The following is a 25,638-nucleotide window of genomic DNA, read 5'->3' on the forward strand; positions in this document are numbered from 1 at the left end:
GCTCGGGGACCTGCTCACCCACGAGGGACTCGCCTGGATCGCAGCCCGGCGTCCGACCAGTTCCGCCCCACCGCCGAACTACCGCCTGCGCTCGGTGCACACCTCGCTGATCACCGACCAGCGCGTCGAGATGTGCTGGATCGTCGACACCACCGATCGCACCCGCGCCCTGATCTCCACCGCGGAGCGCCGGGGCGAGCAGTGGCGGTGCGGCCGGTTCGCACTCGTCTGAGCACACCGGCCGCTGCGCGGACTCCCTGCGGACTACTGCCTGCGGACTACTGCTTGCGGGACTTGTTCTTCTTCGCCTCCGCCCGGGCGGCAGCGCGGCGCTCGCGGCGCGTTCCGCCCTGCCCGGACTCCCCGTTCTCGGCCGAGGCGTTCTCACCGCCGCTGCGCTGCACGCCACCGTCCTCCGACGGACCGGAGTAGCTCAGGCCCTGCTGCTGCGGGGACTCCAGACCCTTGCCGGTCAGCGCGGGGGCCGGCTGCTGCCCGTCACCCCCGACGGGGTTGCTGAGCTGACTCAGCGCCGGCCCCGCCGAAGTCGGCTGCGCCCGCTTCGCACGGGGTTCGCGGGCCTGGTGCCGACCGCCCTGCTGCTCCTGCTGCGTCTGCGGCGGCGCGGCCGTGGCGGTCGCGGCCGCCTTGCCGGCACCGTCGGCCTGCGCGGCCGAATCCCCGGAGGACTGCTGGGGCTGCTCCGGTTCAGCGGCTTCGACCTGCACGTTGAACAGGAACCCGACGGACTCCTCCTTCAACGCCTCGAGCATGGCGTGGAACATGTCGAAGCCCTCGCGGCGGTACTCCACGAGCGGATCGCGCTGGGCCATCGCCCGCAGGCCGATGCCCTCCTTGAGGTAGTCCATCTCGTAGAGGTGCTCGCGCCACTTGCGGTCCAGCACGCTCAGCACCACCCGGCGCTCCAGCTCCCGCATCGCGCCGGGGCCGACCTTGCCCTCGACTTCCGCTTCGCGCTTGTCGTAGGCCTCGCGCGCGTCCTCGACGAGGAGCTCGAGCAGGCGATCCCGGTTGAGGTCCGACTCGGTGTCCAGCAGCTCCTCCCAGTCCAGCGAGACCGGGTACAGCGTTTTCAGCGCGTTCCAGAGCTTCTCGAAGTCCCAGTCCTCGGCGTAGCCCTTGGAGGTCTCCGCGTCGATGTAGGCGGTGATGACGTCCGAGAGCATGAGGCGCACCTGTTCGCGCAGGTCCTCGCCCTCCAGGACCCGGCGCCGCTCGGAGTAGATGACCGAGCGCTGCTGGTTCATCACCTCGTCGTACTTGAGGACGTTCTTGCGGATCTCCATGTTCTGCTGCTCGACCTGGGTCTGCGCGCTGCGGATGGCACGCGTGACCATCTTGGCCTCGATCGGCACGTCGTCCGGCACCTTGAACCGGGTCATGATGGTCTCGACCATGTTCGAGTTGAACCGGCGCATCAGCTCGTCGCCGAGGGAGAGGTAGAACCGCGACTGCCCCGGGTCGCCCTGGCGGCCGGACCGGCCGCGGAGCTGGTTGTCGATGCGCCGGGACTCGTGCCGCTCGGTACCGAGCACGTACATCCCGCCGGCTTCGCGGACCTCGTCGGCCTCGTCCTCGGCCTGCTTCTTGATCTCCTCGACCGCGCCCGGCCAGGACGCTTCGTAGTCCTCCGGGGTGTGCACCGGGTCCAGGCCGCGCTGCCGCAGCTCCGCGTCGGCGAGGTGGTCGACGTTGCCGCCGAGCACGATGTCGGTACCGCGGCCGGCCATGTTGGTCGCCACGGTCACCGCGCCCTTGCGCCCCGCCTCGGCGATGATCAGCGCTTCGGACTCGTGGTGCTTGGCGTTGAGCACGCTGTGCGGCACTTCGCGCTTGGTCAACAGCTTCGACAGGTACTCGGAGTGCTCCACGCTGGTCGTGCCGACGAGCACCGGCTGCCCGCGCCCGTAGCACTCCTCGATGTCCTCGGCGACCGCGTCGAACTTGGCGGCCTCGGTCTTGTAGACGACGTCCGGCTGGTCCTTGCGGATCATCGGCTCGTTCGTGGGCACGGTCACGACGCCGAGCGAGTAGGTGGACTGGAACTCCGCCGCCTCGGTCTGCGCCGTACCGGTCATGCCGGAGAGCTTGTCGTAGAGGCGGAAGTAGTTCTGCAGCGTGATCGAGGCCAGCGTCTGGTTCTCGGCCTTGATCTCGACGCCTTCCTTGGCCTCGATGGCCTGGTGCATGCCCTCGTTGTAGCGGCGGCCGGCGAGCACGCGGCCGGTGAACTCGTCGACGATGAGGATCTCGCCGTTGCGGACGATGTAGTCCTTGTCCCGCTTGTACAGCTCCTTGACCTTGATGGCGTTGTTCAGGAACCCGACCAGCGGGGTGTTCGCGGCCTCGTAGAGGTTCTCGATGCCCAGCTGGTCCTCGACGAGCTGGGCGCCCTCCTCGGTGATGCCGACGGTGCGCTTGCGCTCGTCGACGTCGTAGTGGACGTCGCGTTCGAGCATCGGTGCGAGCCGCGCGAACTCCTGGTACCAGCGGGAGGACTGGTCGGCCGGGCCGGAGATGATCAGCGGGGTGCGGGCTTCGTCGATGAGGATCGAGTCGACCTCGTCGACGATGGCGAAGTTGTGCCCGCGCTGCACGCAGTCGTCGAGGCTCCACGCCATGTTGTCGCGCAGGTAGTCGAAGCCGAACTCGTTGTTCGTGCCGTAGGTGACGTCGGCCTCGTAGGCGCCGCGGCGCTGCTCCGGGGTCATGTCCGCCAGCAGCGGTGCGACCGTCAGCCCGAGGAACCGGTGGACGCGGCCCATCCACTCCGCGTCGCGCTTGGCCAGGTAGTCGTTGACCGTGATGACGTGCACGCCCTTGTCCGCGATGGCGTTGAGGTACGCGGGCAGCACGCAGGTCAGGGTCTTGCCCTCACCGGTCTTCATCTCCGCGATCTGCCCGAGGTGCAGCGCGGCACCACCCATGAGCTGCACGTCGAAGTGCCGCTGCCCCAGCACGCGGCGCGCGCCCTCGCGGACGACGGCGAAGGCCTCGGGCAGCAGGGCGTCCAGGGACTCGCCATCGGTGTGGCGGCGCTTGAACTCGTCGGTCTTGCCCCGCAGCTCGGCGTCGGACAGCGCGACGGTGTCATCTTCGAGCTCGTTGATGTGCGCTGCTATGGCGCGCAGACGCTTGAGCATCTTGCCCTCGCCGGCGCGGAGCAGTCGGGACAGGACCATCCGGTCGACCTCACTCGCTGATCGTGACGCGCCCGTCACGGACGCTTTACGGCCATCGTACTCACCAGCAACGGGGGACCCGGGTTGCCGCGTCGGGCCCCGAGCTGACGCGGAACGCAACTGTCCCCCGCGCACCACCGTACGCGGGGGACAAGCTGCTCGGCTGCGATCCGCTCAGGGTGCAGCCGTCGCGTTCACGCTGACTCGGCCAGACGGATGACCCCGTAGTCGAAGCCCTTCCGGCGGTACACGACGCTCGGTTTGCCGCTGTCGGCGTCCGAGAACAGGTAGAAGTCGTGGCCGACCAGCTCCATCTGGTACAACGCCTCGTCCACCGTCATCGGTTTCGCCGGGTGCTCCTTCTCGCGAACGATGCGGCCCGGTTCGTACTCCTGCGTTGCTGCGTACCCTCCGGCGGAGTACCCGTTGCCCGCCTCCATGCGCTGCTCCGGCACTTCTGCGGCCACCTCCGGCGTGTTCTCGCTGAGGAGCTCGGGCTCCGCTGCGCGCTCCTCCGGCTTGGTGCCGGCTTCCTCCGTGAGCACGGCTTCGGGGTTGTTCTCGGCGGCGTGTTCGGGGGTCTCCAGCAGGACGGTGCTTCCGTCCGGCGAGGGCGCCCCCGGTGTGCGTTCCGTGACCACTCGGCGATGTGCCATGGCGGACGTCGCTTCGGCGACCGAAGTGGGGTTGCGCTGGCCGTAGTGCACTTTCCTGCGGTCGTGCATCCGGCGGAGGCGGTTCTCCAGCTTGCCCGCGGCCGCGTCGAGCGCGGCGTAGAAGTTGCCCGCCGCCGCTTCGGCGCGGACCGGACCCCCCTTGCCCACGAGGGTGAGCTCGACCCGCTGGCAGTTCTTCGCCTGGCGCGGGTTGCGCTCGTGGAACAGCTCCACCTCGGTGCGAATCGCCTTGCGCGTGTACCTCTCGAGCCTGCTGAGCTTCTCCGCGACCTGCTCGCGGTAGTGCTCGGGGACCTCGACGTTGCGCCCCTTGACCACGATGTCCATTCACGACCTCCGTTCATCACTGGCACAGGAGACGTGTGCTCGGTCGGCGCCGGCGAGGACGGCGGGGAGGTTCGAGCGGAGCGAACTCCCCGGGAAGACCACTACGCGACCGGCGCCACGGACATGGGGTTGTCACTCCTTCCGCCGCCGGTGGTGTGTGATGGATGGCACGCTATCTCGGTTTATCGGTTTGTGACACCCCCCGAGTCGGGCGATGTCAAGCGACCACCGAGCGCGCTCGAGACCACTGCCCGCGGTAACCCGGTGGTGCGAACGGGGGCGGATCCGCGCGGACGCCGGCACCCGCCCCCGACGGCTGGGCGTTCCCCCGTTCCCCGGTCGCGGACTCCGGAGTTCCGGGCCACCGCACGGATCGCGCCCGCGCTTCTCCCGGCCAACGTCGCCCCGGTCAACCGGGTTCCGAGCGGACGAACGGACGCGTCCCATACCACACGATAGGCCTACTGCTGAGGTGAACGCTCGTCATCGCGGCGGACCACCCGGAGCACGCAGCGGTCGCCCGGGCCCAGCCGCACGGGGCTCCACCGCGGTCACGGACAGCACCAGCTCCGGAGCACACTCCACCCCGTCGAGCACCGCCGCTGATTCCGCGACCGTCGCTCCGGTCGTGATCACGTCGTCGACGAGCAGCACCCCGCCCGGCGGCGGACGTCGGGGCGGACGCGCCCGCAGCCGCCCCGACAGGTTCGCGGGGCGGTCGGCGTGCGCGAGCCGCGCGGCGTCCACCGCACCGGGGCCCAACCGCAGGCAGTCGAGCACCTCGGCGGCGCACCCGTCCGCCCGCAGCCGCCGCGCCAGCTCCCGCGCGACCCGGAGCATGTGCGCACCACCGCGGCGACGCGCCGCCCACCACCGGGACGGCGCGGGGACGATCCACCACGGCCCGGGCCCCGCGTGCGCGAAGCGCACACCCGCGGCCAGCCGTTCGGCGAAGACACCGGCGAGCACCCGCCGCCCGCGTTCCTTGTAGGCGAGGACGGCCCGCCGCGCGGCACCGCGGTACACCCCGAGCGCGTACACGGGTGGCCGCTGCCCGAGCACGGGCAGCCGCACGCGGTGCGGCCGGGACAGCTCCCCCGCGCACGGGAGGCACCAGTGCGTCCCCTGCCGTCCGCACCCGGCGCAGTTCACGGGCAGGACGAGGTCGAGCAGCCGCGGCCGGGCGCGTGCGGAGCGCGCGGCACCGCGGCCCGCCGAGCCGCGGCCCGCCGAGCCGCGGCCGGCGGAGTTCTCGTTCCCACGCATGCCGCCGAGGGTGCGGGTCCCGCCCTGCCCGACTCACCGGCGCGCGTCGGGCAGGACACCCCGGCGCAGTCCTGCTGGAAGCGCTCAGCCCGGGTAGAACGGGATCGACGCACCGCCGATCGGTACCGGCATGAGCCCCCAGACGTCATCGGAGTCCTGCGACTCCCACAACCCGCTGCGGTCGGCCACGATCACGCGGCCGCCGGGCGCGACCGTCACCGCGTTCACCGGCTGCCCCAGGTTCGACGCGGTGTACGGAGTCCAGTACAGCCCGTCGACGGACACGTTGTAGACCGGGGAGCGGTTGCTGTCGGTCGTGGCCACGAGCCCGTCGTTGCTCCGCCACTCGACATCCCTGATGCGCGTTCCCCCCGGCGCGGGCAGGCGAGTGGGCCGCGACAGCGTCATCCGCCCGTCGACCTCGGCGACCGCGGCCACGACGAGCTCCCCGTCGCTGACGAGCGCGGCGCGCGCGCCGCCGGGCGAGAGCCGCAGGTCGCTGATCTTCGGGTCCTCCCCCAGCGCGCTCACGTCCACCCGCCCGAGGTCCCAGCCGGAGTCGGTGGCGACCGCGCGGACGACCCGGCGGCCGTCCACCGAGGTCCAGACCTCGCCGCTGCCCCGCCACTCCGGCTTGCTCATGAACGCACCGGCCACGTGCAGCTCGGACAGCTGCGACCCGCCCTGCGCCGAGCCCTCGCCACCAGCGCGCAGCACCACACCGCCGGGGCGGCGGGTCACCGCGGCGAGCCTGCTGCCGTCCGGCGACACACCCGCCCGCACCACGTCGTACTCCCCGTTGCCCGCGGGGCCGGCGACCGGTTTCGCCTGCTCGTCGAGGTGCACCAGGCTCTCGTCGACCACGGCCAGCCCCGGCTGGTTCACCGCGTCCGAACGCTCCTGCACGTACGAGCGCACATCGGCCGGGCGCAGCTCGGGGCGGTCCGGCAGCAGCGGCGTGCCCTCCTCCTTCAGCCGCACCCGGGCGCTGCTGACGCTCTGCAGCGAATAGACCACCTGGGCCGCGATCAGCCGGCGGGTCTCCGGCGGGACGCCCCCCAGGTCGCTGAAGTTGACCTCGAGCGCCCCGTCGGCGGACTCGCTGGCGTTCGTCTTCGGCCGCACCCCCTTGGGCAGGCCGGTGCGCAGCGCGGGGCGCATCGACTCCGACGGCCCCATCATGAGCAGGTCGACCACCCGGCGCGGCAACGTGCTGGCCGGCTGCGACGGCACGTACCGCACGTCCGGGACCACCCCGGTGCCCTCGGAGTCGAGGAAGTACACCGAGACCGAGCGGTAGGTGGCGCCGAACGAGTCGCGGGTGACGACCAGCTCCGGCGGCGGCGTGGCGATCCGCCACTGCCCGTCGTCCTGCCGCTCGACGCGCATCCGGGTGCGGAACTCCCCCTGCTCGGGGGTGAACGACCGGTCGGGTAACAGCCGGCCGACCTTCTCCGCGCGCAGCCCGACGAGCTGCACCCCTTCCGGAAGCGGCCGCTCGTTCGGCACCGGGACGGTGTCCACCTGGTCGACGATGAGCATCCCCGCGCTCGGCGACCAGTCCGCGCGCGCCTGCGGAGCGAGGTGCAGCCGCGCGGCCTCGTGCTCGTTCTCCGGGGCGGCCGAGCCGACGAAGCTGCGCACCAGCTGCAGCGGGTCCGCGCCCTCGCGCGGCTTCTGCACGTGGCCGGAGGTGTTGCCCTCCTCCATCCACCGCACGCCGCGCGGCTCGGAGTGCTCCGGGATGGTGGCGCACCCGGACACCGCGAGCACCAGCGCCGCGGCCAGGGCGCGGAGCCCGGTCCGGGCTCCCGCCGCAGCGGAGCGCCGGGGCTGTGCGCGCCGGGTCATGACGACTCCCGTTCCTGCTCGGACAACCGGGCCGGCCCCTCGTCGCGGTACTCGGCCTCGAGCGCATCGGTTTCGGCGGACGTGTCTTCCTCCCGCGGGGCGTCGACGCCTGCGGCCAGCAGCGCATCCGGGGCGGCGATGCTGCGCCGGTCCGGCATGCCCAGCGGGCTCGCCTCGAACGCCTCCCCGGGGCGCAGCGGCAGGGTGAGCCGGAAGCACGAGCCGTGGCCCGGCTCCCCCCAGGCGTCGAGCGTCCCGCCGTGCAGCCGGGCGTCCTCGTGGCTGATCGACAGGCCGAGTCCGGTTCCTCCGGTGCGCCGGTTCCGCGCCGGGTCGGCCCGCCAGAACCGGGTGAAGACGAGCTCGGCCTCCCCCGGGCGCAGGCCCACGCCGTAGTCCCGCACCGTCACGGCGACGGCCTGCTCGTTGCCCGCCACCTCGATCTCGACCGGTTCGCCCTCGGCGTGGTCGACGGCGTTGGCGACGAGGTTGCGCAGGATGCGCTCCACCCGCCGGACGTCGGCGAGCACGTGCAGGTGTTCGCGCTGCTCGCCGCCGGCCTCGGGCACGACGAGGCGCAGCGGCACGCCGCTGGTCTCGGCGATGCCGCGGACGGAGTTCACGGCGCGGTCGGCGACCTCCCCCATGTCGAGCGGCTCCGAGGAGAGGTCGGCCACGCCCGCGTCCAGGCGGGAGATCTCCAGCAGGTCGGCCAGCAGCGCTTCGAACCGGTCGAGCTCGTCGGTGAGCAGTTCGGTCGACCGGGAGAGGCCGGGCGGGAGCTCCTCGCGCGAGGCGTAGAGCACGTCCGCTGCCATGCGCACGGTCGTCAGCGGGGTGCGCAGCTCGTGCGAGACGTCGGAGGTGAACCGGCGCTGCAGCTGGCCGAACTCCTCGAGCTGGGTGATCTGCTGCTTGAGGCTGTCGGCCATCTCGTTGAACGACTCGGCCAGGCGCGCCATGTCGTCCTCGCCGATCACGCGCATGCGCTTGTCCAGGTCGCCCTCGGCGAGCTCCTCGGCGTTCTGCGCCGCCTGCCGCACGGGGCGCACCACTTGGCGGGTGACGAGGCTGGTGATCGCCCCCAGCAGCACCAGCAGCACGGCGCCCGAGGCGAGCAGCGTGCTCTGCACGACGTTGGCCGTGGAGCGCTCCGCGGTCAGCGGGAAGAGGAGGTACACCTGCAGCGGGCGCGTCGCGGTGCCCACCGGGCTGCCCACGGCGAGCATGGTCACCGGTTCGCCCTCGTTGTGGACGGTGGTGATCTGGGTGGCCAGCTGGCCCCGCTCCACGTTGCGCCGCAGCCCCTCGGGAACGTTCTGCACGGGGCCGGCGGAGGGCTGCCGCCCGCGCTCGGCCAGCGCGTGCCCGTCCACCAGCACCGGGTCGAACGCGCCCGCGGCGGACTCGGTGGACCGCCCCGTGTTCGACGTGGTCAGCCGGTTGAGCGCGGCCTCGAGCTGCTCGTGCACGTTGTCCGAGTTCGGGTCGACGGCGGTGAGCTCGCGCTCCAGGACCGGCAGGCTGTACTCGGTCTGCGAGATCGCGGCCTCTTCCTTCGCGTCGAGCAGCCGCGTGGTGATCTGGGTCTGCAGCACCATGCCGAGCACGAGCACCACCACCAGCGACAGCGCGAGCGTGCTGACGACCACGCGGAGCTGCAGCGAGCGCCGCCACACCGCTTCGAAGCGGTGCCACCGCTCGCGGATCTCCTCCCGGACGCGGAGGACCCACTGCCGCGCCGTCCGAGGTCTACGCGCCCACACGCTCACGTGCTCCGCCTTCTGCTCACGCACGAGCACCGGTCGACCCGGCAACCTGCACCGGACCGGTCCGCCACGGCATCCCGCAGCCGGGCTCGTCCAGGATGCCGTGCGCGCCGCGCGGTCCCGCACCGCCCCGCCGGGCGGCACCGGGCACCGGCGCGCGGCGGACGCCGGTGCCCGGTGCTCACGGCGGTCCGGCCTTGTACCCGACGCCGCGCACGGTCAGCACGATCTCGGGCCGCTCGGGGTCGCGCTCGACCTTCGAGCGCAGCCGCTGGACGTGCACGTTGACCAGCCGCGTGTCGGCCGCGTGCCGGTACCCCCAGACCTGCTCCAGCAGCACCTCGCGGGTGAACACCTGCCGCGGTTTGCGGGCCAGGGCCACGAGCAGGTCGAACTCCAGCGGCGTCAGCGAGATCGCCGCGCCGTCGCGCGTGACCTCGTGGCCGGGCACGTCGATGGACACGTCGCCGATGGCCAGCACCTCCGAGGGCTCCGCGTCCGTGCGCCGCAGCCGCGCGCGCAGCCGGGCCACGAGCTCCTTCGGCTTGAACGGCTTGACGACGTAGTCGTCCGCGCCCGATTCCAGGCCGAGCACCACGTCCACGGTGTCGCTCTTGGCGGTGAGCATCACCACGGGAACGACGGACTCGGTGCGGATGGCCTTGCAGACGTCGATGCCGTTCATCCCGGGAAGCATCAGGTCGAGCAGCACGAGGTCGGGCTTGAGCTCCCGGAGCGCCGGCATCACCTTGGTGCCGTCGCTGACGACGGCCGTGTCGAACCCCTCGCCGCGCAACGCGATCGTCAGCATCTCTGCCAGGGCCGGATCATCGTCCACCACGAGCACGCGCGCCTTCATGTCGTTCATGGTCGCACTCGTCACTCCCCTCCCGTTGCAATCCCCGCACATCGTTCCGCCGGTTCTTCGCTGGTCGCTCGCCCCCGCGCCGGGTCGGGACCGGCGGTACCGCCGTTCGGAGCAAGCCACGCGTGACCCGCATCCCGCACCCGGAGGCGCCACTGTGGACGACACGCGGGCGAGAATGGTCGCGTACCGCACCTCCGCGAACGGATCGTATGCGTACCGGTGCGGCCGTCGTCCACGGCATGGAGGGGAAGTGCCCGAACACCGCTACACCGCCACCGCCACGTGGACGGGCAACCCCGGCGGCGGCACCGCGAACTACCGCGAGTACGGCCGCGAGCACCTGGTGGAGGTGGTCGGCAAGCCGGCGCTGCGCGCCTCGGCCGATCCGTCGTTCCTGGGGGACGCGGAGCTGCTGAACCCGGAGGAGATGCTGCTCGCCGCGCTGTCGCAGTGCCACATGCTCTGGTACCTGGGGCTGTGCGCGCACAGCGGCGTCGTGGTCACCGCCTACCGGGACGCGGCGTCCGGGACGATGGTCGAGGAGCGGGACGGCTCCGGGCGGTTCCGGGAGGTGCTCCTGCGGCCGCAGGTGCAGGTGTCCGAACAGGACGTGCTCGCCACCGCGGAGGAGCTGCACGCCCAGGCGCACCGGAAGTGCTTCATCGCGAACTCGGTGAACTTCCCGGTGCGGCACGAACCGCGGATCACCGTGGCGGGCTGAGCGCTCCTCAGCCCTCGCCGAGGCAGTTCCGGGCCAGCGCGGCGAAATCGACCTCGGCGACGCCGTCCACGACGGTCCAGGGCGACCACCAGGAGCTCTCTGCGAGCTGCGTGTACACGGCGGAGCAGCGCCGCTGCAGCGCGTCGTCCGACTCGAACGCGTCCCGCTGCCTGTCCACTTCGGTCAGCTCGCGGTGCTCGGCGCGCTGCGCCGCCACGTCCACGGGAACCCGCAGCAGCAGCTGGTGGTCGGGGGCCGGCAGGGCGAAGCGCCGCACCTCGAGATCCTCCACCCAGTGGACGAAGTCGCCGCGGGCGTCCTCGCGCAGCCGCGCGGCTCCGTAGGCCGCGTTCGACGCGACGTAGCGGTCGAGCAGCAGCACGTCGTGCGCGTCGAGCCGGGAGCGCAGCTCCTCGACGGCGGCGCGGCGGTCCAGCGCGTTGAGCACCGCAACGCCGTGCACCGACGCGGCGAGATCGCCGTGCGCCCCCCGCAGGGCCTCGCCGACGAGCGCGGCGTGCACGTCGGCCTCGTAGCGGGGGAAGGCCAAGCGGCTCACGGAGCACCCGCGGCGCCGCAGCTCCGCGTCCAGCCCCTCGGCCAGGGTGCGCTTGCCGGCGCCGTCGACGCCCTCGATCACGATGAGACGACCCACGCGCCCGAGACTAGTAGCGCCGGGTCCGAGCGGTGCGCGCGGACTTCAATACCGGTAGTGGTCGGGCTTGTAGGGCCCCTCCACCTCCACGTCGATGTACTCGGCCTGCTCCTTGCTCAGCCGGGTCAGCTCGCCGCCGAGGGCCTGCACGTGGATCCGCGCGACCTTCTCGTCCAGCGACTTCGGCAGCCGGTGGACCTCGCGGTCGTACTCGCGCCAGTTGGTGAACAGCTCGACCTGGGCGATGGTCTGGTTGGCGAAGGAGTTCGACATCACGAAGCTGGGGTGCCCCGTCGCGTTGCCCAGGTTGAGCAGCCGCCCCTCGGAGAGCACCAGCACCGAGTGGCCGTCGTCGAAGACCCACTCGTCGACCTGCGGCTTGATCCGCACCTTCCGCACGTCGGAGGCGCTGGCCAGACCGGCCACGTCGATCTCGTCGTCGAAGTGGCCGATGTTGCCGACGATCGCCTGGTGCTTGAGCCGGCGCAGGTGATCGGCGGTGATGACGCCGGTGTTGCCGGTGGCGGTGATGAGGACGTCCGCCTCGTGCAGCACGGTCTCCAGGCGGGCGACCTGGAGGCCTTCGAGCTGGGCCTGCAGCGCGTTGATCGGGTCGATCTCGGTGACGACCACGCGCGCGCCCTGCCCGCGCAGCGCCTCCACCGCTCCCTTGCCGACGTCGCCGTAGCCGCAGACCACGGCGGTCTTGCCGCCCAGGAGCACGTCGGTGGCCCGGTTGAGGCCGTCGACGAGGGAGTGGCGGATGCCGTACTTGTTGTCGAACTTCGACTTGGTCACCGAGTCGTTCACGTTGATGGCCGGGAACAGCAGCTCGCCCTGGGCGGCGAGCCGGTAGAGCCGGTTCACCCCGGTCGTCGTCTCCTCGGTGACGCCGCGGACCTCCTCGGCGAGGCGGGTCCACCGGTCGGTGTCGGCCGCCAGCGAGGCGCGCAGCCGCTCCAGCACGACCTTGTACTCCTCGGGGTCGTTCTCGTCCGCGGTGGGGATCGCCCCGGCCCGCTCGTAGCGCACGCCCTGGTGCACCAGCGCCGTCGCGTCACCGCCGTCGTCGAGGATCATGTTCGGCCCGCCGCCGGGCCAGCTCAACGCGGTGTCGAGGCACCACCAGTACTCCTCGGGCGTTTCGCCCTCCCAGGCGAAGACGGGCGCACCGCGGGGCTCGTCCGGAGTGCCGTACCTGCCGACGACGACCGCTGCCGCCGCCGCGTCGTCGGTGGAGAAGATGTTGCACGAGGCCCAGCGCACCTCGGCCCCCAGCGCGACCAGCGTTTCGATGAGCACCGCGGTCTGCACCGTCATGTGCAGCGATCCGGTGATCCGCGCCCCGCGCAGCGGGTGGACCTCGGCGTACTCCCGGCGCAGCGCGCGCAGCCCCGGCATCTCGTGCTCGGCCAGCCGGATCTGCTCGCGCCCCCGCGGCGCGAGCGAGAGGTCCGCGACCGCGAATTCGACCCCGTTCTCCGTGCGGTGCTCGTTCGGCCCCGCGCCGGTGTCGTCCGAGGTCGCGCTGGTCTTCTCCGAAGTCATCGCACCGCCGCTCTCCCCCCGCGGTCCACGCACATCACCCCGATGCTACCCCGGGTGGCCAGCCGGTTGCGGTGCGCGAGCGCGGCGTTCCCGGCGCGGGCGGACACGAGCGGCCGGAAATGCGGGACACGCGCCCCGGACGACGATCACAATCGATGCGCGGCGGTCGCCGGTTCTCCGCACGCGGGTGCAGAATCACTGCGGACGTGATCACGCACCCACCGTGCCCGTCACTGCGCTCCGGCGGCGCCGCGGTTGAGCGCCGCCGCTGCGCAGCGGTGGTGCCGGACGAGAGCGCCCACGAACCAGCAGTCCCCGGCCACGCGGGAGGATTCCAGTGCACGCACCCGAGCAGGACACCCGCGTGGTGGAGCTGCGGGTACACGGCGTGCTCGGCGCCACCGGCCCGAAGCTGACCGATTCGGTCGACGCGGTCGATGTCGCGGGCGACGGCGTGGGCCGTGTCGTCCGCCCGGCCGACCGGCTGCGCCGGCCCGTGCCCGGTCCCGCGCTGCGCGACGGCAACCGCACCGTGCCGCGGGTCCTCGAGGGCTACGTCTGGGGCGGCATGACCTCCGGGGGCCTCGGCAAGGCCACCTGGGCGCTGCTCTTCCCGTTCGCGCTGGCGAACCTGGCGCACTGGATGCTGCCGCCGGTCCGCCCGGAGAGCCGCGCCGGCCGCGTCGCCGGGCACTGCGCCCGGGCCCTCGTGCGCGTGGCGGCGCTCGCGCTGACGATGCTGTTCGTCGCCCAGCTGACCGTGGTCACCGCGGACCTGTTCGCCGCGCAGTGCCTGCGGCCGGGATCGGGGTGCCTGGCCGCGGTCCCGCCCGCAGCACGCGAGTTCGACCTGCTGCGGCTCTGGCTGGGACTGGCTCCGGTCGGCCTGGTGATCCTGCTCATGCAGCGCCTGGCCGGCAAGAACTGGACGATCACGACGGGCAGCTCCGCCGGCGCGCGGCACGGCGCGCCGCGCCCGTCCGCCCGCGCGCCGGTACTGCCCGGGGGCAACGTGGTCGCCGATCCGGAAGCCCCCGCGCTGCGGGCCCTGCACATCAGCGCCGCGCTGTCCGCGGTGGCCCTGCTGCTGCTGGGCGGCCCGTTCGAGGTGCGGAGCGACCCGCGGTGGGTCGCGAGCGCCGCGGTGCTGGTGTGCTGCGTGCTCGGGGCCGCGGCGCTGGACGACCCGGAGGACATGTGGTCCGCGAGCCCGCGCCGCCGCGTGCTCCTCGGACGCGTCCCGCGGCGTGCGCTGCAAGCGCTGGCCGCGGCGCTGGTGCTGGTCGCGGCCGTCGCTCCGGCCGGCACGAGCGGACCGCTGCCCGGGTCCGGTCCGACGATCGACGCGCTCACGGCGCTGCTCGGCGCCACGTGCCTGGCCGCGGCGCTGGTGCTGGTCCCGGCGGCACGGCTGGCCGCACCGCTGTGGAAGCCGCTGCCGCGGCGGATGCGGCCGTGGGCCGGCGGGTGGTTCGCCGCCCCCGTGCTGTTCCTCGCCGCGATGCTGGGCACCGGTTTCGGGGCCGGACTCGCCCTGAGCCTGCGGCACGTCCTCGGCTCGGAGGGGCTCGTGCTGCCCCGCCCGTACCAGGACGTGACCACGTTGTGGGGCACTGCTGCGGTGCTGCTGGGCGTGGCCGCGCTGGTCGGGGTCCCCTGGCTGCTGCTGCGGCGCTGGCGGTGCGTGCTCTCCGGCGACTCGGTGCCGCCCGAGGTGGGGCTGCTGCACGCGGGCCGCTACCGCGACCGCCAGGCGGCCGCGTCCGCGTGGCTGTGGGCGCGGGTGCAGCGGCGCCACGGGTACGCGCTGTTCCTCGTGCTCGCCGGGGTGCTGCTGGTCGCCGCGGCCGCAACGGCGGCGCTGCGGCTGGCCGGGCTCCCGCACGCGGCCTGGACGGGCTGGCTCGCGGGACTCGGCGTGGTGACCCTCGCCGGGCTGGCCGCCGGGCTGCTGCGCATGGTCTTCGTCGCCGCCACCGAGCGGCACGCCGCGCGCTACTTGGGCGTGCTGTGCGACCTCACGCTGTTCTGGCCGCGGGAGTCGCACCCGGTGGTGCCGCCGTGCTACTCGCTGAAGGTGATCCCCGAGCTGGTCGCCCGCGCCCAGGAGCACCTGTCCGACCCGAACACGCGCGTCGTGCTCGTCGGGCACAGCCAGGGCAGCCTGCTCGTCGCCGTGGCGACCTCGCGGCTGCTGGCGAACCTGCCCCCCGCCGACCGCGACCGCGTCGGCCTGGTCACCGCGGGTTCGCAGCTGCAGTGGGCCTATCCGCGGGCGTTCCCGGCGGCGGTCTCGCACGACGCCCTCGGCGAATTGGCCGGCTCGCTCGGCGGGCGCTGGCGCGCGCTGTGCCGCGGCACCGACCCGATGGGCGGCGCGGTGACCACGTGGGGCAGGCACGTCTACGCCGGCACGCTGCTCGGCGTGGGGCACCGCCCGGACGGCACCTCCGGGCCCCTGCCGCCGGCCGCGCGCGGGCCGACCGGAGCGCTCGTGCTGGGCGGGGACCACTGGCTGCCCGACCCGCAGCGCGGTCCCGTCTCGCACCGGCGCTGGGTGCCGGGCGTGTTGCGGCACACCGACTACGCGGGCGATCCGGAGTGGGACCGCGCGGTGGCCATGGCGGCCGGGTTGGAACCGGGCGACGCCGAGGCCGGGCCGGCGTTCCACGAGTCGGTGCTCGGCGCCACCGGTCCCGGACCGCGGGGTGACACCGGGCGCGGCCCGCAGCGGCGCTCCGCGGTGACCGTCCGCGGTGGTGACGGAGCGGCGCAGGACGGCGCTGCCCCCGCCCAGCCCGCCGAGGAACCGGCCGAGGCAGCGCCCGGGCAGGACGCCGCTGCTGCGGTGGATGCCGCACCCGCTCCGGAGACCGCGCGGGCCGGCACCGGCGGTGCGGTCGACGCGGTGCCGCAGCGCGAGCGCGCCGCGGAGGAGGTCGGTGCGCAGCGACCGGCCGAGCGACCGGTGCAGGAGCTCGCCGCGCCGGAGGAACCGGCCGCCGAGGACTCCTCCGCGCGGCCGGGAACGACGGCAGCCGAGGGACCGCTCCCCCTGCCCGAGGTGTCCGAGCCCGCCGGGCGCACCGCGCCGTGGGAGCGCGCGCAGGGCCTGCACCCGCTGGAGTAGACCCCCGCTGGAGCAGAGCCCGCTGGAGCAGAGCACGGCAGCGCCGGTACGGGCGCGGCGGCGGGATCCCCGCAGAGGTGCGACGGCGCGCCACGCGGGCGGCGCCCGCGTGGCGCCGGAGCCCGCGGCGCCGGAGCCCGCGGAGGGCGTCGCCGCGATCGGGGCGATCTCCGGGAATCCGTTCGGGGGACGGGCTCCCCGCGGGAACCCCGGAAACGACGACGGCGCCACCGCCGAAGCGGTGGCGCCGTCCGCACGTGCCGGCCGCGAGCCAGTTCCCGCCGCCCAATTCCCGCGGCCCGGCCGCAGCAGCTCAGCCGCTGCGGCCCAGTCGCCGGGGCCCAGTCGCCGGGGCCCAGTCGCCGGGGCCCAGTCGCCGGGGCCCAGTCGCCGGGGCTCAGTCGCCGCTGGCCGAACCGCCCCCGTCGGAGCTCGTTTCGCGGAGCTCGCCGCGGCCGAGGCGCGAGTTGCGGTACCCGTACAGGAAGTAGATGACGATGCCGGCCGCCATCCACACCAGGAACCGGACCCAGGTCAGCGCGGTCAGGTTCAGCATCAGCCACAGGCAGGCGATGATCGCCAGGATCGGCACGACCGGCACCCCGGGCGCGCGGAAGCCGCGCGGCAGGTCCGGACGCTTGTAGCGCAGCATGATCACGCCGGCGGAGACGAGCACGAACGCGAACAGCGTGCCGACGTTGACCATCTCCTCGAGCCGTTCGGCCGGGAAGAAGCCCGCCGCGAGCATGACGACGACGCCGACGAGCACCGTGGCCCGCACCGGCGTGCCGGTGCGCTCGCTGGTCCTGGCCAGCTTGCGGCTGACCAGCCCGTCGCGGGACATCGCGAACAGCACGCGCACCTGCCCCAGCAGCAGCACCATGACCACGGTGATCAGACCGATGAGCGCGCCGAGCGTGATGATCGAGGCCGCCCAGGTCACCCCGTTGATCTGGAACGCGGTGGCCAGTGTGGACTGCTCACCGTCCTGGGTGGCCAGGTCCGTGTACGGGACCATGCCGGTGAGCACCAGCGAGACCGCGACGTAGAGCACGGTGACGATCAGCAGCGTGCCGAGGATGCCGCGCGGCGCGTCGCGCTGCGGTTTCTTCGTCTCCTCGGCGGTGGTGGCGACCACGTCGAACCCGATGAACGCGAAGAACAGCAGCGAAGCGCCCGCCAGCAGGCCGAAGACGCCGTAGGTGCTCGTCTCGCCACCGACGAGCAGCGAGAACAGCGACTGCTCGAGCGCCGGCCCCGATTCGGTCTCCGACTGGGCCGGCGGGATGAACGGGGTGTAGTTGGCCGCGTTGATGAAGGCGATGCCGGCGATGATCACCAGCAGCACCACGCCGACCTTGATCGAGGTGATCACGAGGCTGACCCGCGCGGACAGCTTCGTCCCCACCGCCAGCAGCAGGGTCAGCACGCCGGCCAGCAGCACCGCGGCCCAGTCGAACTGCACCGGGCCCAGGTCGATCGCGTTGGGCACCTCCAGCCCGATGAGGCCGAAGGCCTCGGCGACGTAGCTCGACCACCCCTTGCTCACCGCCGCGGAGGCGACGGCGAACTCGAGCACCAGGTCCCACCCGATGATCCACGCGACGAACTCGCCGAACGTCGCGTACGAGTAGGTGTAGGCGCTCCCGGCTACCGGCACGGTGGAAGCGAACTCGGCGTAGCACAAGCCCGCCAGTCCGCACGCGATCGCCGCGATGACGAACGCCAGTGATACGGCAGGGCCGGAGACGTCGCCCGCGGTGCGCGCGGTCACGGTGAAGATGCCCGCACCGATGACGACGGAGACACCGAAGACGATCAGGTCCCAGGTGCCGAGATTCTTGCGTAGTTTCGTATCCGGTTCGTCGGTCTCCAAGATCGATTGTTCAACCGACTTGGTGCGCCACAGGCCCGTGCCTGGCACTGCCGCCTCCCTTTGTCGTCCCAAGTGGTCAGATGGGAACCTTATCCCCCGAACGACGTGGGAGAAATGCGGGCGGTCGGTTCCCCCGCGTGTTTCGTTAGCTACTTGTGATCGCGTTCGCCGAGGCGCGCCGCGGCGCCGGCGGAAGCTCCAGCGGGGGTGCGCACCCGGGTGCGGCGGATGCCCCGCTTCCCGCATCGTGGGCCTCCGTTCGGAGCAGCGCCCCGGTGGGGGCGCGGACGTCCGGCGGTGTGCCCGGCAGCAGTGCACCCGGCGGGGTGTTTCACCGCATCGGCGCGACTCCGGCCGCCGCGCGGAACACCTGCGCCTGCCCGTCCGCGTCCAGCTCCGCCGGGAGGACCTCCACCGGGGGGTCACCGGCCGGCAGCCACACCGACCGCCCGCGCGGGAGGTCGACCCGGTGGCCGCCGCGCGCGCCCGCCCGCCGCAGGCGCACACCGCCCCTGGTGCACAGCAGGATCTGCGGGCTCGCCGCGCCCAGTTCGACAGCGCTCGACTCGGCCTCCGTCCAGTCCAGGCGGCACAGCTCGAACTCGTCCGTCCCCACCGGGTAGACCATGCGGTTCGCGTCCAGCGACTCCCCCTTGAGCACCCGCATGTCGCCGCAGCCGAAGTCCAGCACCCGCAGCAGTTCCGGGACGTCCACGTGTTTCGGCGTCAGCCCGCACCGCAGGATGTTGTCCGAGTTCGCCAGGATCTCCAGCGCGGTGCCCCGCAGGTAGGCGTGCAGGTTGCCCGCGGGCAGGAAGATCGCCTCGCCCGGCTGCAGCACCAGCCGGTTCAGCAGCAGGCTCGCCAGCACGCCCGCGTCGTTCGGGTAGGCCTCGCCGAGTTCGAGCACGGTGCGGCACTCCGCGGCGAACTCGCCGTGCTGGCGCACGTGCGCCACGCAGGCGTCCAGCAGCTGCGGCAGCACCTGCCGCAGGAAGTGCTCGGGCAGTGTGATCCACGTGGTGAACAGCGCCCGCAGCCCGGCCGGTCCGGGCTGGGCGGCCAGCAGGTCCCGGTGCGGGCGCAGGTCGGGCACGTCCAGCGCGTCGAGCAGCCGCACCGTCCGCTGCGCGTCCCGGAAACCCGCCAGCGCGTGGAACTCGGTCAGCGCGCACACCAGTTCCGGTTTGGCCGTGGGATCCGGGTAGTTCCGGTTCGGCGCGTTGCGCGGGATCCCCGCCGCCTCCTCCCGCGCGAACCCCGCGGCCGCCTGCTCCGCGGAGGGGTGCGCCTGCAGGCTCAGCGGCTCGTCGGCGGCCAGCACCTTGAACAGGAACGGCAGCCGCTCGCCCCACCGGCGCACGCACTGCTCGCCCAGGTGGTGATCGGGATCGTCCTGCAGCAGCGACAGCAACGAGACCTCGGACCCGTCGGCGCGCACCACGCGGGAGGGGTCCTGCGGGTGCGCGCCCATCCACAGCTCCGCTTCGGGGTGCGGCGCGGGCGCCGGGCGGCCGAGCAGTTCCGCGATCGCGGTACGCGAGCCCCAGGCATACGGGCGCACCGCGTTCCGCAATAACTCCACAGTGGCTCTCGCTTCCTCGTCCTCTCCTGCTGGCGGTCGCGCGCCGCGCCCGACCTGGCCATCGCATCATGCACCGCCCGCGGTCCCGGGCTCGCCCCGGAGGCGCCTGCTACGAGGCGGCCACCGTGCTCCAGCTCGGGCCGTCCAGCGTTCCCGCGGCCAACCCCAGGTAGACCGCGGTGAAGTCGAGCTGCACCGCCAGCACCGCAGCCCGCAGCACCGGATCGGCCGCGACGGACTCGTCCGGGGTCACCAGGTCGGCCCCCGGCAGGTCCCGCGTGGCGCCCAGCTCCGCGTGCACACCGCGCTCATCGGGGCGGGCGCTGACGAGGAACACCCGCAGCGGGTACTCCTCGTCCTCCTCCGGATCGGCGAACAGCGCGGTCGCCGATCCGGCCTCACCGGCCATGCGGTGCAGCGTGCGCTGCGCCACCGCCTCGGAGTAGTCGGCCACCGCGCACGGCACGCCGACGTGGCAGCCGAGCACGAACGCGCCGTGCCGGGCGACGGCCGTGCTCACCGGATCCACGCCCCACAGCACCGGGGTCCGGTCGGCCAGCCGCAGCGCCAGCGTCTTGGCGGGGTTGACCACGGACTCCTTGGCCGGGTGGGACTGCTCGGCCATGCTGTCGAGCTCCGCGGCCAGGGCCTCCACGTCGACGGTGAGCAGCCCCAGCTCGGCGAAGACCACCAGCCCGACGGCGAACACGTGGGCGAACGACAGCTCCTCCGGCACGGGGAACGTCGGCGGCACGAGCAGCGCCCGACCCGCACCGGAGGCCGCGACGGGGCCTTCCTCCTCGGCGACCACGACGACCCGCGCACCCCGGCGGGAGGCGGTGTCCACGGCCTCGGCGAGATCCGCGTCGCCCTGGTCGGCCGCGTGCACGAACACCGCGTCGAGCGCGCCGACCCAGGCGGGCAGCGCTTCGGCGACCACGATCGGCACGGACGCCCGCCCGGCCAGCGCGGCCAGCACCTCGCACACCCGCATGCCCAGGCCCGGGCGGGCCAGCAGCACGACGGCCCGGGGGCGTTCCCCGCCGAAGTCCGGCACGCCCGCGCTCGCCGCGCGTTCGGCGGCGGAGCGCACCTGCGCCCCGGCGAGCGCCGCAGTCCGCAGCAGCTCCCGCCGGTCCACGTCGAGCAGCCGCGTCGGGTCCTCGAAGAGCGTGTCGTCCAGCACGGCGGTCACCCCTGCTCCCCGCCGCTTCCGGCCACTGCGGGCGGCAGCTGCGCCTCGTCCCACAGCAGCACGGGGATGCCGTCCCGGACCGGGAACACCGCGCCGCAGGTGGTGCAGGTCAGAGCATCGGCCTCACCCCCGGGCCCAGCCCCGGTGCGCAGCGGGCCGCGGTCACCCGGGCAGGCCAGGATCTCCAGCAGTTGCGGATCCAGTTCAACGGCCACGTTTCCTCCCAACCTCGCCGGAGCACCCCGGAGCGCGGGCGCGCGTCACGCGCGGACCATCGCGAGGACCTCGTCCCGGAGCGCGGCCATGCTCCCGGTGTCGCCGGCTTCCACGTTCAACCGCAGCAGCGGCTCGGTGTTGGACGGGCGCAGGTTGAACCACGCACCGCCCGGCAACTCCACGGTAAGTCCGTCGAGCTCGTCCGTCCGAGCGCCGGGGCGACCGCCGAACTCCTCGGCCACGGCACGCATGCGCTCGTGCTGGTCGGTCACGGTGGAGTTGATCTCCCCGGAGGCGGCGTAGCGGGCGTAGTCGGCCATCAGCCGCGACAGCGGCTCCGACTGCTCGCCCAGCGCGGCCAGCACGTGCAGCGCGGCGAGCATCCCGGAGTCGGCGCGCCAGAAGTCCCGGAAGTAGTAGTGCGCCGAGTGCTCCCCGCCGAAGATCGCCCCGGTCTCGGCCATGGTCTGCTTGATGAACGAGTGCCCCACCCGCGAGCGCACGGGCTTCCCGCCGTTCTCGGCGATGATCTCGGGCACCGCCCGCGAGGTGATCAAGTTGTGGATGACGGTGGCGCCGGGTTCCTTGGCCAGCTCCCGCGCGGCGACGAGCGCGGTGATCGCGCTCGGCGGCACGGGCTCGGCGCGCTCGTCGACGACGTAGCAGCGGTCGGCGTCCCCGTCGAAGGCCAGCCCCGCGTCGGCGCCGACCTCGCGCACCCGCCGCTGCAGGTCCACCAGGTTCTCCGGCTCGAGGGGGTTGGCCACGTGGTTCGGGAACGTGCCGTCGAGCTCGAAGTACAGCGGCTCGATCTCGATCGGCAGCCCCTCGAACACCGGGGGCACGGTGCGCCCGCCCATGCCGTTGCCCGCGTCGACGACGATCCGCAGCGGACGGCTGCCGCTGAGGTCCACGCGCTCGCGCAGGAACGCGGCGTAGTCGGCGACCATGTCGCGCTCGGTGACCGAACCGCGCTGGCCGAGGAACTCCGGCACGCCCCGCCCGACGAGCTCCTGGATCTCCGAGAGCCCGCTGTCCTGCCCCACGGGGGCGGCACCGGAGCGGCAGAGCTTGATGCCGTTGTACTGCGCCGGGTTGTGGCTGGCGGTGAACATCGCCCCCGGCAGGTCCAGCTGCCCGGAGGCGAAGTAGAGCATGTCGGTGCTGGCCAGGCCGATGTTGATCACGTCGAGGCCCTGCGCGGTCACCCCGTCGGCGAACGCGGACACCAACCGCGGCGAGGACTCGCGCATGTCGTGCCCGACGACCACCGCCGAACCTCCGACGACTCGCGTGAACGCGGCGCCGATCTCGGCCGCCACGCCGGTGTCCAGCTGTTCATCCACGACACCGCGGATATCGTAGGCCTTGACGATCTCCGACAGGTCCCGCACGCTTCACCCTCCCGCGTTGTTCACCACGACCAGGGCAAAGCCTACCGGCGCGTTCGCCACCTGTGGTCCGCGCCGGACGGCACGAGCCGTTCGTCACTCGGATCGGTCCGTCGCGGCTCCGCGCACAGCAACCGCCGTTCCCCCGCTCGGACGAACTCCCGGCCGAGGGGGCTCACCGGCTCCCGGGCCTCCCGGCCCGGCCACGCCCCTCGTCGGCGGGGCCTCGACGCGCACGGGCAGCATCACTGGCCCTCTTCGGCGGGGTCGGGCACCACACGCAGGTGCCCCCGCCGATTTCCCCGGGAAGCGACCCGCGTGTCCGCTTCGGCCGTCGCCACCTCCGCATCCGCCGACCCCGACTCCCGCACGGCCTCGGCCAGCGCGGTCAAGTCGTCGTCCGTGGGTTCCACCGCAGCGAACTCACCCTCATGCCGCACTACCTCCCAGCCCTTCGGCACGGTCAGCCGCGTCGCGTGCTCCTCGCACAGGTCGTAGCTGTGCGGCTCGGCGTAGGTGGCGAGCGGACCGACCACCGCGGTGGAATCGGCGTAGGCATAGGTGAGCGTGGCTACGGCCGGGTTCGCACACCCGGCTCGCGAACACCGCCTCACGCTCCGCACGACACGCACGATAGCGCCCTTCGTCCAGTCCCCGCCGGAGGCCACGCGCAAAACGCCCGCACCGGTGCCGCTCGGCCCGCTGCCCTCCGGATGGGTCACTCCCCGACAGCGGGTGGAGGCGTACCCTCGTCCCGTGGTGACAGCACGTGGATCTCGACGTCGCCGGCTGGCCCGCCGCGACAGGAGGGGGCGGGGACTGCGCGGGCCGCTGTACCCCTCCTCCGTCCCCATCGCGCGCAGCCGTTCGCAGATCTTCGACGCGCTCGTGCTGGAAGCGCTCGAGCCGATCGAGAAGCGCTGGCACGCGGAGCTCACCGAGCTCGACGTGGCCGTCGACGAGGTCCCGGAGCTGACCACCACCGCCCCGGACAAGCTCGTGTGGGACGACGACGTGGTGGTCGACTCCAACGTGCCGCTGGCGCGGTTGGTGCCCGCCGGTGTGGACAGGCGGGGCCTGCCGACCCGGGCGCGGATCGTGCTCTACCGCCGCCCGCTGGAGACGCGGGCGCGCGACGGCACCGACATGGCCGACCTGCTGCACGACGTGCTCGTGGAGCAGATCGCGCACTACCTGGGGCTCGACCCGGACGTGATCGAAGGCCGCTGAGGCCCCCGGCGGGAGCGCCGTTCCGGCAGCGCCCCCGCCGCGGTGAACGCGATCGCCGCGGCCTGCGCCACGAGCAGCGCCACGCGGGGGCCGTGCGCGAAGCCGAGCTCCACCCGGGCGGCGTGCTCCGGCAGCGGCACCGCGAGCTGTCCGCCCCACGCCCCGGCGAGCCCGACGGGTTCACCGTCCACACGCGCCCACCAGCCCGGTTCGTCCGCCGCGGCGAAGACCAGCTGCCGCCCGGCGCCGCCGTCCGAGACGCGCAGGGTGACGCCCGGGGCGAGCGCGGTGTCCAGCTCGGCGGGCACCTCGCGCGGACGGGCCCGGGGGGCGAGCCGGTCGGTCAGCCGCGACTGCCGGGACAGATCGGGGCCGAGCAGCCGCACCGGGCTCACCTCCCCCTCCAGCCCCAGCACGCTCCGCCCGTCCGGCAGCTTCCCGCGGGCGCTGACGAGATCGCCGGCGTGGCGCAGCAGCGGTGCGGGATCGCGCACGGCGAGGTGGCCCACCCCGTGCGTGCGGGCGGTGGCCACCGCTTCCCGCAGCTCCTGCGGCCGCGCCCGCTCCACCCGGCGCTCCACCCGCTCGACCCACTCCGAGGTCGAGGGAACCGGTGCCGTGCCGTCCACGCCGTACCGCGCGGGCACCTCCCGCACCAGGCGCGGGCCGCCGCCGGCGTCGAGCAGCAGCACCGATCCCGGACCGGCCAGTTCGGACGCGAGCTCGCGGTGGAGCGGTTCCACGGCGCGCAACGGCCCCGCGGAGGCGGCGACCGCCCCGGCAGCGCCGAGGAGGAGCACCCCCGCCGCCCCCGCGGCCCGCCGCAGACTCACCCGGCGCAGCGCGCTCCGCGGGCCGGGGAAGCCGCGCAGCCCGCTCCGCACGCCGGACCGCGCCGGCTCGCAGGACCCCAGTTCGCAGGATCCCGGCTCGCGGACCTCCGCATCGGTCCACGCGCGCAGCAGCGCCCAGCAGCTGCCCGCGGCCACGAGCACGAGCGGCCCCCCGGTCCAGCCGGGAGAGCTCTGCGCGGAGCCGACCAGCGGGGCGGACACCGCGCCGACCACGGCGGCCAGCACCCAGCCGCACCCGAGCAGGAGGATCGGCGGCAGCAGACCGCGGCCGGCCCGCTCGTGCGACTCGCGCCGCCCGAGCAGCCCTGACCGCCCGAGCAGCCCTGACCGGCCGAGCACCGCGGCGAGGGCGGCCAGCGGCAGCAGCACGCCGAACCACGTCACCACCGAACCGTCCGGGCTCGTCAGCAGCAGCCAGCCCCCCGGTTCCGGCTCCCGCACCCGCGTGCCGAGCCCGTGCAGCAGCACCCCCGGGTTCCGCGGCAGGCTCACCAACCACGGCAGCAAGCAGGCCAGCGAGAGCACCACCACCGCGACCAGCCCGGCCGCGCGTCCCCGCGGCGCCGCGGGAACGTCCGCTGCGGACTCGTGCGCGCCGTCCGGCCCGCCCGCGGGCACGAGGACGAAGGCGAGCACCGCCAGGGCCAGCAGCACGAGCAGCAGCAGCGGTGCGAACGCACCGAGGGCGGCCGCCGCCAGGGCGGTCCGGCACGCCGCGGTCAGCCACGAGCGCTGCGGGCGCACCGCGCCGAGCACGGTGGCGAGCCCGGCGAGCACCGGCGGGACGAGCACGTGGGCCACGACCACGTCCAGCCGCCCCTGCCCGGCCGACACCGCGGCCGCCGGGAACACGGCGTAGGCGCCGGCGAGCACGGCCCGCCGCCGGCCGTCCGCGGTGATCGCCCGCGCGGCGAGGTAGGCCGACAGGCCGGCCAGCGGCATCCCGAGCAGCAGCAGCCCCGCCGCGACGGTGGCCGGCCCCGCCAGCACCGTGCCGAGCAGTGCGAGCACGAGCAGCGAGACCGGGGCCGGGGCGGCGGTTCCGCCCCACCACGCGTGCCAGGAGGCCAGGTAGTCCCGCCAGGTCGTCGACCAGTCCGCCACCGGGGACAGGCGTCCACCGTGCAGCGCGGGATCCCACCGCGGTTCGGCCGCGAGCACGCCGTGCGCGAGCACGGCGAGCGCGACGAGGACGGCGGTGAGCACCACGGGCGGGGCGGCGCGGAATTCGCGTGCGCGGCGGCGCGGGCTGAACGGCACGGCCGCAGGCTAGTGC

At 73.6% G+C, this 25,638-nt stretch carries 18 protein-coding genes and 2 pseudogenes (1 of these 20 only partly in view); 4 read left to right on the forward strand and 16 right to left on the reverse strand.

Annotated elements, in window-relative coordinates; translation table 11 throughout:
* Positions 1-232 carry the 3' portion of an Rv3235 family protein gene (locus ACVGV0_RS19575; RefSeq protein WP_459157151.1) on the forward strand. 218 nt of this gene lie to the left of the window's left edge, so the window shows 232 of its 450 coding nt (coding positions 219-450); its start codon lies beyond the left edge, outside the window; it ends in the stop codon at positions 230-232.
* Positions 233-278: 46 nt separating this feature from the next.
* On the opposite strand, the pseudogene ACVGV0_RS19580 reads toward ACVGV0_RS19575, so the two are convergent.
* The 7 genes and pseudogenes from ACVGV0_RS19580 to mtrA all read right to left on the reverse strand — a co-directional run.
* Positions 279-560 (reverse strand): annotated as a pseudogene (locus ACVGV0_RS19580) (hypothetical protein); the annotation flags it as partial.
* Positions 561-683: 123 nt separating this feature from the next.
* A pseudogene (gene secA, locus ACVGV0_RS19585) lies at positions 684-3,203 on the reverse strand (preprotein translocase subunit SecA); the annotation flags it as partial.
* 194 nt (positions 3,204-3,397) lie between these two features.
* The gene (gene hpf / locus ACVGV0_RS19590) at positions 3,398-4,207 is read right to left on the reverse strand and encodes a ribosome hibernation-promoting factor, HPF/YfiA family (protein ID WP_459157152.1); all 810 of its coding nucleotides are present in this window, start codon (positions 4,205-4,207) and stop codon (positions 3,398-3,400) included.
* A gap of 483 nt (positions 4,208-4,690) precedes the next feature.
* Positions 4,691-5,473 (reverse strand): ComF family protein, encoded by a 783-nt coding sequence (locus ACVGV0_RS19595; protein ID WP_459157153.1) that lies wholly within the window; start codon positions 5,471-5,473, stop codon positions 4,691-4,693.
* An 84-nt stretch (positions 5,474-5,557) separates the two neighbouring features.
* Positions 5,558-7,324, reverse strand: coding sequence for an LpqB family beta-propeller domain-containing protein (locus tag ACVGV0_RS19600; RefSeq protein WP_459157154.1), 1,767 nt, complete (start codon positions 7,322-7,324; stop codon positions 5,558-5,560).
* Positions 7,321-9,096, reverse strand: coding sequence for an MtrAB system histidine kinase MtrB (gene mtrB, locus ACVGV0_RS19605; protein ID WP_459157155.1), 1,776 nt, complete (start codon positions 9,094-9,096; stop codon positions 7,321-7,323). The genes ACVGV0_RS19600 and mtrB overlap by 4 nt, the downstream gene beginning before the upstream one ends.
* Before the next feature lie 178 nt (positions 9,097-9,274).
* Positions 9,275-9,952, reverse strand: coding sequence for an MtrAB system response regulator MtrA (gene mtrA, locus ACVGV0_RS19610; RefSeq protein ID WP_459160069.1), 678 nt, complete (start codon positions 9,950-9,952; stop codon positions 9,275-9,277).
* Positions 9,953-10,211: 259 nt separating this feature from the next.
* On the opposite strand from mtrA, the gene ACVGV0_RS19615 reads away from it, so the two are divergent.
* Positions 10,212-10,682 (forward strand): OsmC family protein, encoded by a 471-nt coding sequence (locus tag ACVGV0_RS19615; RefSeq protein ID WP_459157156.1) that lies wholly within the window; start codon positions 10,212-10,214, stop codon positions 10,680-10,682.
* 7 nt (positions 10,683-10,689) lie between these two features.
* Here the strand turns inward: ACVGV0_RS19615 and ACVGV0_RS19620 are convergent, their stop codons facing one another.
* The gene (locus ACVGV0_RS19620; protein WP_459157157.1) at positions 10,690-11,337 is read right to left on the reverse strand and encodes a dTMP kinase; all 648 of its coding nucleotides are present in this window, start codon (positions 11,335-11,337) and stop codon (positions 10,690-10,692) included.
* Positions 11,338-11,382: 45 nt separating this feature from the next.
* Positions 11,383-12,885, reverse strand: a complete 1,503-nt coding sequence (gene ahcY, locus ACVGV0_RS19625; protein WP_459157158.1) for an adenosylhomocysteinase — start codon at positions 12,883-12,885, stop codon at positions 11,383-11,385.
* A gap of 337 nt (positions 12,886-13,222) precedes the next feature.
* Here ahcY and ACVGV0_RS19630 point away from each other — a divergent pair, with 337 nt between their 5' ends.
* Positions 13,223-16,015 (forward strand): hypothetical protein, encoded by a 2,793-nt coding sequence (locus ACVGV0_RS19630; RefSeq protein ID WP_459157159.1) that lies wholly within the window; start codon positions 13,223-13,225, stop codon positions 16,013-16,015.
* Between the two features lie 397 nt (positions 16,016-16,412).
* Here the strand turns inward: ACVGV0_RS19630 and ACVGV0_RS19635 are convergent, their stop codons facing one another.
* The 6 genes from ACVGV0_RS19635 to ACVGV0_RS19660 form a co-directional block, all read right to left on the reverse strand.
* Positions 16,413-17,939: an amino acid permease gene (locus tag ACVGV0_RS19635; RefSeq protein ID WP_459157160.1), complete on the reverse strand. Its 1,527-nt coding sequence runs from the start codon at positions 17,937-17,939 to the stop codon at positions 16,413-16,415.
* Positions 17,940-18,222: 283 nt separating this feature from the next.
* The gene (gene manA / locus ACVGV0_RS19640) at positions 18,223-19,476 is read right to left on the reverse strand and encodes a mannose-6-phosphate isomerase, class I (protein ID WP_459157161.1); all 1,254 of its coding nucleotides are present in this window, start codon (positions 19,474-19,476) and stop codon (positions 18,223-18,225) included.
* A 109-nt stretch (positions 19,477-19,585) separates the two neighbouring features.
* The gene (locus tag ACVGV0_RS19645; RefSeq protein ID WP_459157162.1) at positions 19,586-20,671 is read right to left on the reverse strand and encodes a hypothetical protein; all 1,086 of its coding nucleotides are present in this window, start codon (positions 20,669-20,671) and stop codon (positions 19,586-19,588) included.
* Positions 20,668-20,886, reverse strand: coding sequence for a Trm112 family protein (locus ACVGV0_RS19650; RefSeq protein ID WP_459157163.1), 219 nt, complete (start codon positions 20,884-20,886; stop codon positions 20,668-20,670). The genes ACVGV0_RS19645 and ACVGV0_RS19650 overlap by 4 nt, the downstream gene beginning before the upstream one ends.
* 45 nt (positions 20,887-20,931) lie before the next feature.
* On the reverse strand, positions 20,932-22,281 hold the full coding sequence (locus ACVGV0_RS19655) for a phosphomannomutase/phosphoglucomutase (protein WP_459157164.1): 1,350 nt from the start codon (positions 22,279-22,281) through the stop codon (positions 20,932-20,934).
* Between the two features lie 242 nt (positions 22,282-22,523).
* Positions 22,524-22,901: a DUF3499 domain-containing protein gene (locus ACVGV0_RS19660; RefSeq protein ID WP_459157165.1), complete on the reverse strand. Its 378-nt coding sequence runs from the start codon at positions 22,899-22,901 to the stop codon at positions 22,524-22,526.
* A gap of 133 nt (positions 22,902-23,034) precedes the next feature.
* Here ACVGV0_RS19660 and ACVGV0_RS19665 point away from each other — a divergent pair, with 133 nt between their 5' ends.
* Positions 23,035-23,508, forward strand: coding sequence for a metallopeptidase family protein (locus ACVGV0_RS19665; RefSeq protein ID WP_459157166.1), 474 nt, complete (start codon positions 23,035-23,037; stop codon positions 23,506-23,508).
* Here ACVGV0_RS19665 and ACVGV0_RS19670 read toward each other — a convergent pair.
* Entirely contained in the window at positions 23,469-25,622 is a 2,154-nt protein-coding gene (locus ACVGV0_RS19670) for a hypothetical protein (protein WP_459157167.1), read from the reverse strand. The two genes, ACVGV0_RS19665 and ACVGV0_RS19670, sit on opposite strands and share 40 nt — an antisense overlap.
* Between the last annotated feature and the right edge of the window lie 16 nt (positions 25,623-25,638).

The sequence above is a fragment of the Salinifilum ghardaiensis genome (genome assembly GCF_054491345.1).

Coding starts and splice junctions, on each gene's coding strand:
- hpf (WP_459157152.1), bottom strand. CDS start 4,207: ATGGACATCGTGGTCAAGGGGCGCAACGTCGAGGTCCCCGAGCACTAC.
- ACVGV0_RS19595 (WP_459157153.1), bottom strand. CDS start 5,473: ATGCGTGGGAACGAGAACTCCGCCGGCCGCGGCTCGGCGGGCCGCGGC.
- ACVGV0_RS19600 (WP_459157154.1), bottom strand. CDS start 7,324: ATGACCCGGCGCGCACAGCCCCGGCGCTCCGCTGCGGCGGGAGCCCGG.
- mtrA (WP_459160069.1), bottom strand. CDS start 9,952: ATGAAGGCGCGCGTGCTCGTGGTGGACGATGATCCGGCCCTGGCAGAG.
- ahcY (WP_459157158.1), bottom strand. CDS start 12,885: ATGACTTCGGAGAAGACCAGCGCGACCTCGGACGACACCGGCGCGGGG.